The sequence below is a fragment of the Microbacterium sp. genome, from assembly GCF_049650565.1.
Taxonomy (GTDB): Bacteria; Actinomycetota; Actinomycetes; order Actinomycetales; family Microbacteriaceae; genus Microbacterium.
Genome location: NZ_JBASAK010000021.1, coordinates 40799 through 54677, shown reverse-complemented (window position 1 = coordinate 54677; position 13879 = coordinate 40799). Strand labels below are relative to the sequence as shown.

Annotated in this window: 12 protein-coding genes; 2 read left to right on the top strand and 10 right to left on the bottom strand. The window is 63.7% G+C overall.

Annotated elements, in window-relative coordinates:
• A partial coding sequence (locus WA967_RS03400; RefSeq protein WP_424419491.1) for an NAD-dependent epimerase/dehydratase family protein occupies nucleotides 1-379 on the bottom strand: 379 nt, incomplete at its 3' end.
• Nucleotides 380-485: 106 nt separating this feature from the next.
• Here WA967_RS03400 and WA967_RS03395 point away from each other — a divergent pair.
• Together WA967_RS03395 and WA967_RS03390 are read left to right on the top strand one after the other, a co-directional pair.
• Nucleotides 486-1442 (top strand): glycosyltransferase family 2 protein, encoded by a 957-nt coding sequence (locus WA967_RS03395; protein WP_424419490.1) that lies wholly within the window; start codon nucleotides 486-488, stop codon nucleotides 1440-1442.
• Nucleotides 1442-2017 (top strand): hypothetical protein, encoded by a 576-nt coding sequence (locus tag WA967_RS03390; protein WP_424419489.1) that lies wholly within the window; start codon nucleotides 1442-1444, stop codon nucleotides 2015-2017. Before WA967_RS03395 ends, WA967_RS03390 begins: the two co-directional genes overlap by 1 nt.
• A 13-nt stretch (nucleotides 2018-2030) precedes the next feature.
• On the opposite strand, the gene WA967_RS03385 is transcribed toward WA967_RS03390, so the two are convergent.
• The 9 genes from WA967_RS03385 to rfbA all read right to left on the bottom strand — a co-directional run bounded on the left by WA967_RS03385 (nucleotide 2031) and on the right by rfbA (nucleotide 13862).
• Entirely contained in the window at nucleotides 2031-3212 is a 1182-nt protein-coding gene (locus tag WA967_RS03385; RefSeq protein WP_424419488.1) for a polysaccharide pyruvyl transferase family protein, read from the bottom strand.
• A gap of 111 nt (nucleotides 3213-3323) precedes the next feature.
• Entirely contained in the window at nucleotides 3324-4061 is a 738-nt protein-coding gene (locus tag WA967_RS03380) for an ABC transporter ATP-binding protein (protein WP_424419487.1), read from the bottom strand.
• On the bottom strand, nucleotides 4061-4879 hold the full coding sequence (locus tag WA967_RS03375; RefSeq protein ID WP_424419486.1) for an ABC transporter permease: 819 nt from the start codon (nucleotides 4877-4879) through the stop codon (nucleotides 4061-4063). The genes WA967_RS03380 and WA967_RS03375 overlap by 1 nt, the downstream gene beginning before the upstream one ends.
• A 7-nt stretch (nucleotides 4880-4886) precedes the next feature.
• Complete coding sequence (gene glf, locus WA967_RS03370; protein WP_424419485.1) at nucleotides 4887-6035, bottom strand: UDP-galactopyranose mutase; 1149 nt, start codon at nucleotides 6033-6035, stop codon at nucleotides 4887-4889.
• A gap of 117 nt (nucleotides 6036-6152) precedes the next feature.
• Entirely contained in the window at nucleotides 6153-8291 is a 2139-nt protein-coding gene (locus tag WA967_RS03365; protein ID WP_424419484.1) for an acyltransferase family protein, read from the bottom strand.
• A gap of 131 nt (nucleotides 8292-8422) precedes the next feature.
• A complete protein-coding gene (locus WA967_RS03360; protein WP_424419483.1) occupies nucleotides 8423-10480 on the bottom strand; it encodes an acyltransferase family protein in 2058 nt (685 codons plus the stop codon).
• A gap of 90 nt (nucleotides 10481-10570) precedes the next feature.
• Entirely contained in the window at nucleotides 10571-12001 is a 1431-nt protein-coding gene (locus WA967_RS03355) for a sugar nucleotide-binding protein (RefSeq protein ID WP_424419482.1), read from the bottom strand.
• The gene (gene rfbB, locus WA967_RS03350; protein WP_424419481.1) at nucleotides 11998-12993 is read right to left on the bottom strand and encodes a dTDP-glucose 4,6-dehydratase; all 996 of its coding nucleotides are present in this window, start codon (nucleotides 12991-12993) and stop codon (nucleotides 11998-12000) included. The genes WA967_RS03355 and rfbB overlap by 4 nt, the downstream gene beginning before the upstream one ends.
• Complete coding sequence (rfbA, locus tag WA967_RS03345) at nucleotides 12990-13862, bottom strand: glucose-1-phosphate thymidylyltransferase RfbA (RefSeq protein WP_424419480.1); 873 nt, start codon at nucleotides 13860-13862, stop codon at nucleotides 12990-12992. The genes rfbB and rfbA overlap by 4 nt, the downstream gene beginning before the upstream one ends.
• Between the last annotated feature and the right edge of the window lie 17 nt (nucleotides 13863-13879).

The following is a 13879-nucleotide window of genomic DNA, read 5'->3' as shown; positions in this document are numbered from 1 at the left end:
CGGCCGACGAGCTGAACAGCACGCGCGTGATGCCGCGCGCGGCCAGCAGCCGCAACATGGTGATGGTGCGGCCGACGTTGACGTCGTAGTAGCCCAGCGGGTCGGCGACGGACTCCGGCACGACGATCCGCGCGGCGCAGTGGATGACCAGCGAGATGTCCGGGTGCTCGTCGGCGATGCGATTGATCACCGAGGCGTCGGCGATGTCGCCGACGTACAGGCTCCGGCCGTCGCCGAAATCCGAGCGCCCGGTGGAGAGGTCATCCAGGATGACGACCTCGATCCCCGCGTCGACGCAGGCACTGGCGATGGTCGAGCCGATGAAACCGGCGCCGCCGGTGATGAGGATCTTCACACCGGCCATGGTAGTCGGTGGCATGCCCGCGCCTGCCTCCAGGCATCCCACACAGGCGACCGGTAGGCTGTTGATCCGTGACCTCCCTGACGCATCTGACGAGCCGGACGCCCCTCTTCGAGGAGCAGGCATGACCGGGGCCGAGTTCGACCCGGCATCCGCCGCGATCGTCGTCGTCACCTACAACCGCACCCATCTGCTTCGCGGGCTGCTCACCAGCATCCGCTCGATGGACCCGAAGCCGGGCCGCGTCGTCATCATCGACAATGCGTCCACCGACGACACGACCGAGGTCGTGGAGTCGTTCCGCGAGGGCCTGGGCACCGAGATCGTCTACCGGCGCCTGGAGACCAACACCGGCGGGTCGGGCGGATTCAGCGAGGGCATGCGCACCGCCTACGAGCTGGGCGCGGAGTGGATCTGGCTGATGGATGACGACGTCGAGGTGCTCCCCGACGGTCTGGCACGGATGGGTCACTGGTCGCGTCGGTTCAAGAGCATCCAGGGCCGCCGCTACGACTACGACGGCAGCGAGTTCTACTGGCAGTACCGCATCGCCGACCGGATGGGCATCCCGATCCCGTTCGCCCCGAGCGGCTTCGACGACTCCGGCTTCAAGGAGATGAACAGCGGATGCTTCGAGGGCATGTTCATCCACCGCTCGATCGTCGCGCAGATCGGCCTGCCCGACCCGCGGTTCTTCATCTACTGGGACGACCAGATGTACGGCTGGCTGGCGTCGCGGCTGACGACCGCCGTGATCGTCAACGAGTTCGTGCTGCGCCGCACCCGCGAGATCAGGCAGTGGGACATGGGCATCAGGCACATGAACGCGTCCAGCAACGCGTATCGGTACTACATCATGCGCAATCGGGCATACATCAAGAACTACTACCGCACGAAGGACGCGTACAACCCGGTGCTGTTCGGCCTGGGCACGACGGCGACGTTCTTCAAGGAGCTGATCCGCCTGGTCTTCGTCGAGCACACCGTGCGCGGTACGAGCAACCTGTTCCGCGGCCTGCGCGACGGAGGCAGGATCGCCCGCGACCGCACCTGGCAGCCGATGCCCGCCCTGGAGGCATGATGAGCGAGCAGCAATACCTGTGGGCCCCCACCCCCGACAAGCCCAAGCGCGGTCGCGTGTGGCTGATCGTCGTACTCGCCGTGGTGGCGCTGCTGATCGTCGGCGGGGTGCTGTGGCTGGCCCTGCGGCCGGGTGCTCCGGATGCCGATCCCGCGGCCACCACGTCACCGTCTGCGTCCGCGTCGGCGAGCCCTTCCGAGTCGGCGACGCCGTCGGCGGAGCCCGCTCCCAGCGATACGCCGGTCACGAGCCCGCCACCGGTTCCGGATCCGAGTCTGGAGACCTTCCGCGGCCAGGTCGGCGGGTGGCTGGACGATGCGCTGACGGGTCTGGACATCGTCTCGAAGTCCAGTGGACAGGACGCGCAGGCTGTCATCGGCAACCTTCAGGACGATGCTCAGCGACTGGCGGAAGCCGCCCCGCCGTCGTCGATCTCCTCGAAGTGGCGCGATGGCGTATCGCAGTACAGCACGCAACTGTCCGAGATGGAGAAGCAGGCGGGATCGCGGACTGCGGTTCCCGTGAACACTGCAGAAGCCTCAGTGGCAAGTCTGCGTGACCTGATCGGGATGTGAAAGCAACCTGCCGTCACATCGGATACAGCCTGCGCGCGAGACGTGCCTTGTGGCGTCCGAGCTTGCGGGCATGCGCAGGGAACGACTTCAGCGACGTCGCAGGTGCCGATGCTGACGCATCCTTCTCCTCCGACTGCAGAGTCCAACCGGTCCCGAGCTCGAGCAGCAGCTCATGCTTGATGTCGTAGTAACCCGGTCTAACGTTCAGCACCGTCCCCCGTGCGCCTGCTGCAGCAGCGAGCAGATGGAAGTGGAATCTAGATGTCAGCCAAGTCTGCCCTTCGTATGCGGGGAATCCTTCGTCCCAGATCCGCATGAATGGGAAGAACTCGGCTCCGTCTCGCACGCGCGATTCCGCGAAACGGCCGTCCTCCGGGGGAATTGCCTCAGCGAACCCGACCGATGCATCCGGCCCCGCGGCGTCCAGGAAGTCATCGATGCAGGCCGAAATCTGACCCACTCGCTCCTCGTCGACCATATCTCCCTGAACGAGCACCATCGCGTCTGGAAGATCGGCGCGATCCGCATACACCGGTCGGCTATTTTGGAATGCTAGAAAAGCGTCATCTGTACCCGCATGGATGTCGAAAAGCGCCGATCCTCTCGCGTCGCGCGACTCGACGTAGTCGAACTGCGCGAGTTGCGCCTTCATCCATTCCTGGCTCTCCGACTCGTGAGGCAGCAACCCCTGCCCTGTCGCGTAAATACGCACGCCGTAATTGCGCTTGACTGCAGTGACCGCCGCAATAATGCCGAGATTCCTGTGCCAGATGGTGTTGAAGTAGCCGCCACCGAGCAGGTGAATGGATGCCATCCCCCGCAGGTCTCGTAGGCCGAAATCAACCTTCGGGGAGCCCAACTGTGTGACCAGGCGCTCCATCGTTGCAGCCGACGACTCGACATCGTCAGTACCGAGGGAATGTGCTGTCTGCCACAGCGTGTTGGTCGTATGAAGGAGCGGGTGCGTGTTGCGGAACAGATGTGCGGCCCGCCCGGGCTCCATGCAGTCCAACCAAACATGACGCCGCGGATGGTGCCGTGCCAGCCAATCCAGCCAAGCTCGCGTGATGAACTCGTCTCCGAAGTTCGGTTGCCCGGCGGCGGATACGAGGTAGATCGGTCCATGCTTCCGATGACGCGCCGCGCGGATCCGCCTGCGTGCACTTCTCAATGCACGCCGAACAAGACTCACCATGCAATCGCACCGCCCTCAGGATAAAGTCGACCGACTCGAGGCCCGAGCGTCGTTGCTGTTCGAGCCTAGCGTGAAATCGCGTACCGAACTACTCAGGCGAGTGGCCCCTCCTCAGCGCGGGCTGTGGTCGGCGTTGTAGCGGTCGAGCACCTGCGCGATGGGGCCGTCCAGCACCAGCGCCCCCTTGTCGAGGTACAGGCCTCTGCTGCAGAAGCGACGCAGGTCGCGCTCGTTGTGGCTGACGAAGAACAGCGTGCGGCCGTCGGCGAGCAGTTCGTCGATGCGCTTGTAGCACTTGTCGCGGAACGCCTTGTCGCCGACCGCCAGCACCTCGTCGACCAGCAGGATGGGCTCATCCAGCTGCGAGACGACCGAGAAGGCCAGCCGCACCTTCATGCCGTTGGAGAGGTGCTTATAGGGAGTGTCCTCGAAACCTGCCAGCTCAGCGAAGGCGATGATGTCGTCGTAGCGCCGGGAGATCTCCTCGCGCGGCATGCCGTGCAGGCCGGCTGTCAAGCGCACGTTCTCGCGCACCGTCAGGTCGCCCACGAATCCGCCGGTGAGCTCGATCAGCGGCGCGACCCCGCCGTGCACGGCGACACTGCCCTCGTCCGGGAGCAGGACGCCCGCGACCAGCCGCAGCAGCGTGGATTTGCCCTGCCCGTTGCGTCCGACCACCCCGATGGACTCCCCCGGCTGCACAGCGAACGACACATCGCGCAGTGCCCAGAACTCGCCGGGGCGGGAGCGCCGACGTGCACCGGCGAACAGGTCCTTGAAGCTGCGCCTGCCCCGCCTGTTGCGGCGGAACCGCACGCCCAGCGAGTGGACTTCGATCGCGGACGTCATCACAGCTCCTTCAGCAGGGATCGCTCGAGGGCGCGGAACGCCCAGGATCCCAGCGCGAGGAACACCGCACACATCCCCGCGCTGATGAGAACGGGACCCATTTCGAGAAGCTCGGGGAAGAACGCCGACCGATAGAGCATGAAGATGCCGGTGAGCGGGTTGAATGACAGGATGCTCTGGAACGGCTCCGGCAGATTCTGCACGGAGTAGATCACCGGAGTCGCGTAGAACAGCGCGCGCAGGATGAGCGCGGTCGTGCGCTCGAGATCTGTGAACATCACACACAGCGGCGCGACCAGCATCCCGAGCCCGACCAACAGGGCCGTCTGCATGATGACCGCCACGGGCAGCAGCAGCAGTCCCCAGCCGACGTGGGCGGTCTTGGCGGGGTCGGTCTCGACCAGCATGTTGATGATCACGAAAAGCGCCAGCACGGGCAGCGAGCAGAGGAACTCGACGCCCTTGCTCAATACGATGCGATTGATCCAGATCGAGCGCGGGATGGCTGTGGAGCGCACGAGCTTCGCGTCCTTGCGGAACGCGCGGGTGAAGTCCGACACCGAGGTGTTGAACCATACCCAGGGCAGGAGCCCTGCGATGAGGTAGACGATATACGGCTCGGCTCCGACATCCTTCTTGAAGAAGAACGTGAAGACCATCAGGTAGATCAGGCTCATCACGAGCGGATCCAGCACCGACCACAGGTAGCCGAGCATGCTGGTGGCGTAGCGCACCTTCAGATCGCGCGCCGACAGCAGCCACAGCGAGTGCGCATATCGTCGCGGCGTCCCCGGAGCGCCGACCGTGGTCCTGCTCATGCGCGGATCAGTCGTCCTGGCCCGCGAGATCGTTACGCCACATCGACAGTGCGGATCCGATCGCCATGTGCATGTCGAGGTACTTGTAGGTGCCCAGGCGCCCACCGAAATGCACGTCTTTCTCGCCCTTGGCCAGCTCGCGATACGCGAGCAGTCCGTCGCGATCGGCCTCGGTGTTCACCGGGTAGTACGGCTCGTCGGCACGGGTCGCGAAACGCGAGAACTCGCGCATGATGACGGTCTTGTCGGAGTTGAAGACGTCCTTGCGCTCGGGGTGGAAGTGCTTGAACTCGTGGATGCGGGTGAACGGCACGTCCAGGTCGGGATAGTTCATCACGCTGGTGCCCTGGAAGTCCGTGACGTCCACGGTCTCCTGCTCGAAGTCGAGCGTGCGCCAGCTCAACTCGCCCTCGGCGTAGTCGAAGTACCGGTCGACGGGACCGGTGTACACGATGGGCAGCTGCCCGACCGTGGCTGCCTTGTTCAGCGGCTGCGACTCGTCGAAGTAGTCCACGCCCAGCTTCACCTCGATGTTGGGGTGATCCGCCATCCGCTCCAGCCACGCCGTGTAGCCGTCGGTGGGCAGGCCCTCCCAGGTGTCGTTGAAGTAGCGGTTGTCGTAGGTGTACCGCACAGGCAGGCGGCTGATGATGTCGCCGGAGAGCTCATGCGGGTCGGTCTGCCACTGCTTGGCGGTGTAGTCGCGGAAGAACGCCTCGAACAGCGGGCGCCCGACCAGGGCGATGCCCTTCTCCTCGAAGTTCGACGCGGTCTTCACATCGAACTCCCCGGCCTGCTCCTTGACGAGCGCACGCGCCTCGGCAGGCGAGTACGCGGCACTGAAGAACTGGTTGATCGTGCCCAGGTTCACCGGCATCGGATAGACGACGTCGTTGTGGTGCGTGTAGACGCGATGCACGTAGTCGGTGAACGTCGTGAAGCGATTGACGTACTCCCACACCGTCGCGTTGGAGGTGTGGAACAGGTGCGCGCCGTAGCGGTGGATCTCGATCCCCGTCTCAGGGTCGGCCTCACTGTAGGCGTTGCCGCCGATGTGCGAGCGACGGTCGATGACAGTCACCCTGCGGCCGGCTGCTGCGGCGCGCTCGGCGATGGTGAGGCCGAAGAAACCCGACCCGACGACGAGGAGATCCATGAAAAGTTCTGCTTTCTAAGAGCGTTGAGCGACGAGTCTCTCGCGCCGATCTTCTTCAGTCGAGTCTAATCGGATGACCCTGGCTGACCGATCAGCAGAAAGTGCGCTATCGCGGGTTCAGCGGGCGCCGGTAGCAGCAGTGATCGCATTCGCTACCTCCGGCTCCAGGAGCCGCACGTACTCGAGATTGAGGTGGTCGGCGTCGTAGTAGACCGGCACCCCGCCGATCGCTGCGTAGCAGGATCCCGCGTCGCAGAACCGATCGGTGAGATCCAACGCTTGCAGCTTCAATGCCTTGGATGCGGTTGCAATCGGGTCCAACGGGCTCGCCTCCGCTCGCGGGCGCGCACACGACACTGGATCCTTCTCGTTGAGCATCAGGCAGTCCGGCGGCCTCACCTCAGCGTTGTAGGGCGGGTTGACGATCGGGAGAACCCTAATGCCCTTGGCAGTCCATCGTTTCCAATAGCTCGCAAGTCCGGAGACCATCTGCTGCGCCTGCGGTCTCCCGCTGCCATCGTCAGACAGCTGATCGCGAGCAGCCATGCTCGTCAAGACCACATCCGGGCTCTTCGACGCGATGTACTTGGAAATGTCCTGTGACCACTGCCGACACGCCAGCACGTCGGCAGCACCCCAGGAAGTGCGGAACCCGATGAACTCGGCGTCCGTCGCGGGACAGCCGCCGAAATAGCTGGTCGTGACAACCCAATGATGCCTGCGGGCGAGGTCGAAAACCGCGCCCTGCCACTGCTGGACATGTGAGTCGCCTACCAGTGCCACCTGCAGCGGCTTCGATGTCCCGGCGGAAAAGTCGCAGGTCATCGTCGTCTTCTTTTCGCCGTATGTGAGTTCAGACATAAAGTCGCCGCATTCGGGCGGCGTGTAGTAGTACTCGTTCTTCGCCGTCATCACTACGTAGTTCACGCTGGTGAATCTGTCAGGGCAGTCCGCTCCCGGTGCCATCGCCGCCGGTCCTTGACACGGCTTCATCGCAACAGTCGCAGGAGGTCGATCGGCAGCCGCTCGCGGATAGTAGATGGAGAGAACACCAGCGACGCAGGCAGCGATCAACAGGAATCCGGCCAGCATCACGGCGAAGGCGCGCGGGCTGGAGTTGTTCCAGAAGCGCCAGTGCTGGCCGCCATCCTCGATGAAATGCTTGGTCAAGCCGGCGAGCAGCAACGAGATCATCAGAACGCCGACCCTGAGCGGACCGGTCATCGACGTATTCAGCGCGAACGGCGCAATGACGATCAACGGCCAGTGCCAAAGGTAGACCGAATACGACACAGCACCAAGCCATTGGATCGGGCGCGTTGCGGTGAGGCGATCATGCAGTAGGACGACAGGGCCGTCACCGGCACGGGGCGTTCCTGCCGCGATGATCATCGCGGCCCCGATCACAGGAACCGCGGCATAACCACTCGGGAACGGCGTCGTGTGACCGTACAGGATTCCAGTCGCGACGATCAACGCGAGCCCCAGGAAGCTGAACACATTTCGCATCAATTGCGTGATGCGGATGTAGGGTCCTGCCAGCGCCAATGCACCGCCGACACCGAACTCCCAGGCCCTGGTGAACGTCGCGAAATATGCAGGTGCGGGAGCTGCCGCGGTATAGGCGATGCTGAGGATGAATGAGACAACGGTCAGCAGCATGACCACACCGAGCACTCGCCGTCGCATGCTGGCGGCGGTGGCCGCCTTCCCTCGGCGTAGACCAAAAAACAAAGTTCCAGCCAGGATCAGGATCAATGGCCAGACGATGTAGAACTGCTCCTCGACCGACAGTGACCAGTAGTGCTGAACTGTGCTGGCCGCGTCATTCAGCGCTGAGTAGTTGACGGACTTGGAGGCGAGGAACCAGTTCTCAACGTAACCTGCGCTGGAGAGGATCTCCCACGCGTTGCGCTCCCAGCGCGGGTATGGCAGAAACGCATACACAAGCGCCAGAGACGAAACCAGCACGACCATCGCCGCCGGAATCAGACGTCGGATACGTCGCGCGTAGAAGCGTCCCAGCTTCACCCCATCCGTTCGCGTCAGTTCCGCCATCAGGTGGCCGGTGATCAGGAATCCCGAGATGACGAAGAACACGTCGACGCCGACGTAGCCTCCGCTGAATCTGGTCGGCCAGAGGTGGGTCAGTACGACTAGCGCAATCGCAAGTGCGCGCATGGCCTGAATGTCAGTGCGGAAAACCCGTTTGTGGCTCGCCTTCACCAGACGCTCAGGCTGGATAGCGACCGTCACCCGCGTACCCTCAACCGTGCGGATGTCACTGTCCGTTGTATCACGCTGCTGCTTTCAAAGGGTGAGGTCAGGATTCGTCCCGGGTGATTCGATGCATCGGTAAGCATATCGCTACGAGAACGGCTCCCCTGTCAGCCGACGCTGGCCCCGGACAGGGCAGGCAACGGGAAGCCTCCGTCACTGAGCATCTTGGCGAGCATCGGCCCCATCGTCCGTCCATACGAATCCGTCACATGATTGTCATCGAGGTACACAGCGATGTTGCCAATCACTGAATGGCACACTCCGTCGGGGCACAGCCACGGCGTGAAGTCAACGGCGGTCACAAGATCCGACGCGGTTTCGAGGGTGCCCATGTCGACCGTCGAGGGTACGCGTGGAACATCACAGTCATGGTCTCCTTCGCTCGCGCACACATACATGTCAGCAGCGAACCGCGGGTTGTCCCGGACTGCCACCACGGGTATCCCCTCTCGTGTGAGGTCTTCAATGATGTCCTGGATACCATTGATGAACTCCTCCTGGCCGTCCGCCGTCGCGCGAGTGACAATGAGATAGACCGCGGCAGGCTTCAATTCCAACGCATAGTCCAGCGCCGCATGGCGCCACTCCTCACACGGCGGTCCAGTGATGGACGTGGACGGTGCGTTGACCCCAATCGAGCATCCGCCTTTTAGCAGTGCGACGAGGCCCCACGCATTGTCGTCAGCGACAGCTCGCAAGGGCGAGGACAATTGCTGTGCATGCGAGTCTCCCATCACCAGCACGAGGGGCGCAGTCGGATCATGCGCGGCACGGTTACTCATGCAGCTGCCGCCCAGACGCGGATCACTCGGTTCGAGCTCATCGCATGCCACGCCGAGGTCCACCCAGTCCCGATCCCTCAAGAGCGCCGGTGGCTTCAGTGGGAGGCTGGGCAGTGGAGTGGATGCCCCGATCTGCGCGGCACCGGGATAGTCCGGATTGCCGGCCGCCACAATGTTGTTCGCGTGCGCGATGGCGCTTGTCTGCCAAATGGTCAGGGGCGCGGCGACCACCACAACTGCCCCGGCCACCACCGCAGCTCCACGCCATGCATTGCGGTCGAAAACGGCCGCGTGACGCAGAGGCTCCTCAACTCCCCAAGCCACCACGCGTGCGATGAGAAACGACAGCAGAATGATCGCCAAACCCGCATACGGCCCGGGCGCAGGTCGATCCGTGATCACCCGCCATGTGATCAGAATCGGCCAGTGCACAAGATACAGTGCATACGCATCACGCCCAAGAAATCGCAGCGGACGTGAAGCCAGAAGACGCGACGGGGAATAAGGAGCCTCTTTGCTGCCCGCGACGATGACGGCAGCCGTGCACAGCACCGGCCACAGCGCGAAGTAGCCAGGGAAGCCGCCCTGCACGTCAAGGACGAGCCCACAAATGACAATGCCGACGACGCCCAGCCAACCGAGGAGCGTCCGCACAACGGCGGGGAGTCGCACGTTTGGAAGCGCGAGTGCCACGAGCGAACCTGCGGCGAATTCCCATAGTCGCGTCCGGGAGTCGAAATATGCGAACGACTGTGCAGCAGCAGTCTCGTATATCGAGAAGGCCAGCGAGCCGGCGAACAACAAGGAGAACAAGATCCAGAGCAGGGGAAGCGCGAGATGTAGGTGACGCCTCGTGATCACCGCGACCAGTGCAATCAACAACGGCCAGATGATGAACACTTGCCCCTGCACGGACAATGACCAGAAGTGCTGGAAAGCGCTCGGTGTCACAGCATTGCGCGCGTAATAGTCGACGTTCGAGACGGCGAGTGTCCAATTCTCGAAGTAGAAGAGACTCGACCATGCGTCGCGCCATACTCGGGGCCACTCGACCTCGGGATAGCACGTCAGTGCTATGGCCACGACGCCGAGGATCGTGACGGCAGCAGCCGGGAGAAGCCTGCGGAATTTGCGAATCCAGAACGCTCCCAGAGTGAGCGGCAGACCTCGCTTCACGCGGCGCGCAAATGACGAAGTCAGGAAGAACGCAGAGATCATCAGGAAGACGTCTACTCCGCCGGAGACACGACCGAGCCACACGTGATATACGACCACCAGCACAATCGCCAGTGCGCGCAGACCATCAATATCCGACCGGTACCCTGCGGTGCCATCCGCTGCGAGTTCGTGTCGCGACTTCGCACGCGTCGTTCTGGGATTCAAGGTGATTGATGGGTCCTGTTTCTTGTACTGCGGCGCCCTGAACTGGCCAGTGGCGCGGACCGTCAGCCTAGCATCCGCATACGCGACTTCTCAGAAGTCGCCCCCGCGCTGATGCACAAGCCACTCGGCCAACGAGATCGCGGAGTCCTGAGGGATGAAATCAGTCGCGAGGATCTTCGACAGATCCAGAGTGCTGTTATGAGGACGCTGCGCGATCGGTCCGACCACTGACGAGAAATACTCGGTCGTCGAGACACCTGTAACCCGAGACGGGTCATGACCGGTGAGGCGATAGACGTTCTTGGCGATATCCGCCCAGGTCTGCGCTGGGCCGTCGCCGGTGAGGTTGTAGGTGCCGTACTCGGCTTCGTTCTCCAGCAGGTGTCGGATGCCCCGGGCGATGTCGGCGGTGAATGTGAGTCGGCCGGTCTGGTCTTTGACCACGTTGGGGTTGATGCCGCGTTGGGCGAGGGAGGCCATGGTGCGAACGAAGTTGTTGCCGTCGCCGATCACCCAGGAGGTGCGGATGATGTAGTGCCGGGGTGTGGTGGCGACGGCCAGGTCGCCTGCGGCTTTGGACTGTCCGTAGACGCCCAGGGGGCTGAATGCCGCGTCCTCTCGGTACGGCGTCTCGGATGTGCCGTCGTAGACGTAGTCGCTGGAGACGTGCACCAGCGTGATTCCGTATCGTGTTGCGATGCGTGCCAGGGCGGCGGGCGCTGCGGCGTTGGCAGACCAGGCGGCGGCCCGGCCCTCTGGAGTCTCGGCGGTGTCGACGGCGGTGTAGGCGGCGGCGTTGATGATCGTGCCGTAGTCGCGCCACCGGCGCGCGGAGTCGAGGTCCGGCGAGGTCACATCCAGCTCGGCGCGTGAGGCGTATTCGACGTGCGGGGCATCGCCGTACTCGGCGCGGAGTGCACGCCCGAGCTGTCCGTTCGATCCGAGGATGAGGATCTTGCGCGGGGCGACGGGCGCCGCGTCGGCCAGGGCGGGGTGCTGCTTGTCCTTATCGGAGATCTCGGCTTCTGCGAGCGGGATCGGCCAGGGGATGTTCGCCGTGGGGTCGGCGAGATTGAGGAACGCGTACGCGGCATCAGGGGACCAGTGGTCGTTGACCAGGTAGGTGTACGCCGTGTCGGGTTCGAGCGTCTGGTATGAGTTACCGACGCCGCGGGGCACGAACACTGCGCGCGATGGGTCGATCTCGGTGGTGAAGACCGTCCCGAACGTCGGGCCGTCGCGCAGGTCCACCCAGGCGCCGAAGATCCGCCCGGTGGCGACGGAGACGAATTTGTCCCAGGGCTCGGCGTGAATGCCGCGAGTGGTGCCGACAGCGTCGTTGAAGGAGATGTTGTTCTGCACCGGCCCGAAGTCCGGCAGTCCGGCATCCGTCATCTTCTGCCGCTGCCAGTTCTCCTTGAACCAGCCCCGGGAGTCGCCGTGCACGGGCATGTCCACGACGAGCAGGCCGGGGATCGAGGTCTCGGCGACGACCAGCTGCTTGCCGAACTCGACGCTCACTGGCCCTTGCCTGCGTAGAAGGCTTCGGTCGCATCCTTGGACGGCGCCCACCATGCCTCGTTCTGCCGGTACCAGTCGATGGTCGCGGCCAGGCCTGCCTCGAAGTCGTGGTACCGCGGCTGCCAGCCGAGCTCTGTGCGCAGCCGCGTGGAGTCGATGGCATAGCGCAGATCGTGCCCGGCACGGTCGGTGACATGATCGTACGCCGCGGGATCCTGCCCCATCAGCGTGAGGATCAGCTCGACGACGTCCTTGTTGTTCTTCTCCCCGTCGGCGCCGATCAGGTACGTCTGCCCGAGCTCACCGCGCTCGAGGATCGTCAGCACCGCCGAGGAGTGGTCGTCGGCGTGGATCCAGTCGCGCACGTTCAGGCCGGCGCCGTACAGCTTCGGGCGGATGCCACGGATCACGTTGGTGATCTGACGTGGGATGAACTTCTCCACATGCTGATAGGGCCCGTAGTTGTTCGAACAGTTGCTGATCGTGGCCCGCACGCCGAACGAGCGCACCCAGGCGCGCACCAGCAGATCGGAGCCCGCCTTCGTGGACGAGTAGGGCGAGGACGGGTTGTACGGGGTGTGCTCGGTGAACCTGTTCGGGTCATCCAGCTCCAGATCCCCATACACCTCGTCGGTCGAGATGTGATGGAACCGCACGTCGTGCCGGCGTGCGGCCTCCAGCAGCGTGTACGTGCCGATGATGTTCGTGTTCAGGAACGGCGACGGGTCGTTCAGCGAATTGTCGTTGTGCGACTCCGCGGCATAATGCACCACGGAATCCACCCGCCCGAACAGCTCATCGACCAGCGCGGCATCCGCGATGTCGCCGTGGACGAACTCGACCCGGTCCTCGGGGAGCCCTGCCAGCGACGCCCGATTGCCTGCGTAGGTGAGCTTGTCCAGCACCGTCACATGATCGTCGGTGTGCGCCACGACGTGATGCACGAAGTTGGATCCGATGAACCCGGCACCGCCGGTGACCAGAAGCCTCAACGCTCGCCCCTCTCCAGCAGCTCCAGCAGATATGTTCCGTAGCCCGACTTCACTAGCTTCTCGGCACGCTCGCGCAGCGCATCATCGCTGAGGAAGCCCTGACGCCACGCGACCTCCTCTGGCACGCCGATCTTCATGCCCGTGCGGCGCTCCATCGTGCGCACGTAGTCGGCGGCATCCGTCATCTGATCGAACGTTCCCGTGTCCAGCCAGGCCGTGCCGCGGGGAAGGACCTCCACCTGAAGCTTGCCGCGGTTCAGATACTCGCGGTTCACATCCGTGATCTCGTACTCGCCGCGCGCAGAAGGCCGCAGCTTGCGGGCGATATCGACCACGTCGTTGTCATAGAAGTACAGGCCAGGCACCGCATAGTTGCTCTTCGGCTGCGCGGGCTTCTCCTCCAGAGACACCGCACGGCCTTCGGCGTCGAACTCCACAACGCCGTATGCCTGCGGCTCGGACACCCAGTATGCGAACACCGCACCGCCATCCACATCGGTGTAGCGCTTCAGCTGCGTCCCGAGGCCCGGGCCGTACAGCAGGTTGTCGCCCAGCACCAGGGCGACGGAATCATCTCCGATGAAGTCCGCACCGATGGTGAATGCCTGCGCCAGCCCATCCGGCGACGGCTGCTGAGCGAACGCGATCCTCACGCCGAACTGGGATCCGTCGCCGAGCAGACGCTCGAAGTGGGCGGCATCGTGCGGTGTCGTGATGATCAGGATGTCATCGATGCCCGCCAGCATCAGCGTCGACAGCGGGTAGTAGACCATCGGCTTGTCGTAGACCGGAATCAGCTGCTTGGAGACGCCGAGGGTGATCGGATGCAAGCGCGTGCCGGAACCGCCGGCGAGAATGATGCCCTTCACCCGTCTATCGTGCCACA

Bases quoted from the DNA above. Each gene is read 5' to 3' on its own strand.
- WA967_RS03375 (WP_424419486.1), bottom strand. From the start codon at position 4,879: ATGAGCAGGACCACGGTCGGCGCTCCGGGGACGCCGCGACGATATGCG.
- WA967_RS03385 (WP_424419488.1), bottom strand. From the start codon at position 3,212: ATGGTGAGTCTTGTTCGGCGTGCATTGAGAAGTGCACGCAGGCGGATC.
- WA967_RS03395 (WP_424419490.1), top strand. From the start codon at position 486: ATGACCGGGGCCGAGTTCGACCCGGCATCCGCCGCGATCGTCGTCGTC.
- WA967_RS03380 (WP_424419487.1), bottom strand. From the start codon at position 4,061: ATGACGTCCGCGATCGAAGTCCACTCGCTGGGCGTGCGGTTCCGCCGC.
- WA967_RS03390 (WP_424419489.1), top strand. From the start codon at position 1,442: ATGAGCGAGCAGCAATACCTGTGGGCCCCCACCCCCGACAAGCCCAAG.
- glf (WP_424419485.1), bottom strand. From the start codon at position 6,035: ATGGATCTCCTCGTCGTCGGGTCGGGTTTCTTCGGCCTCACCATCGCC.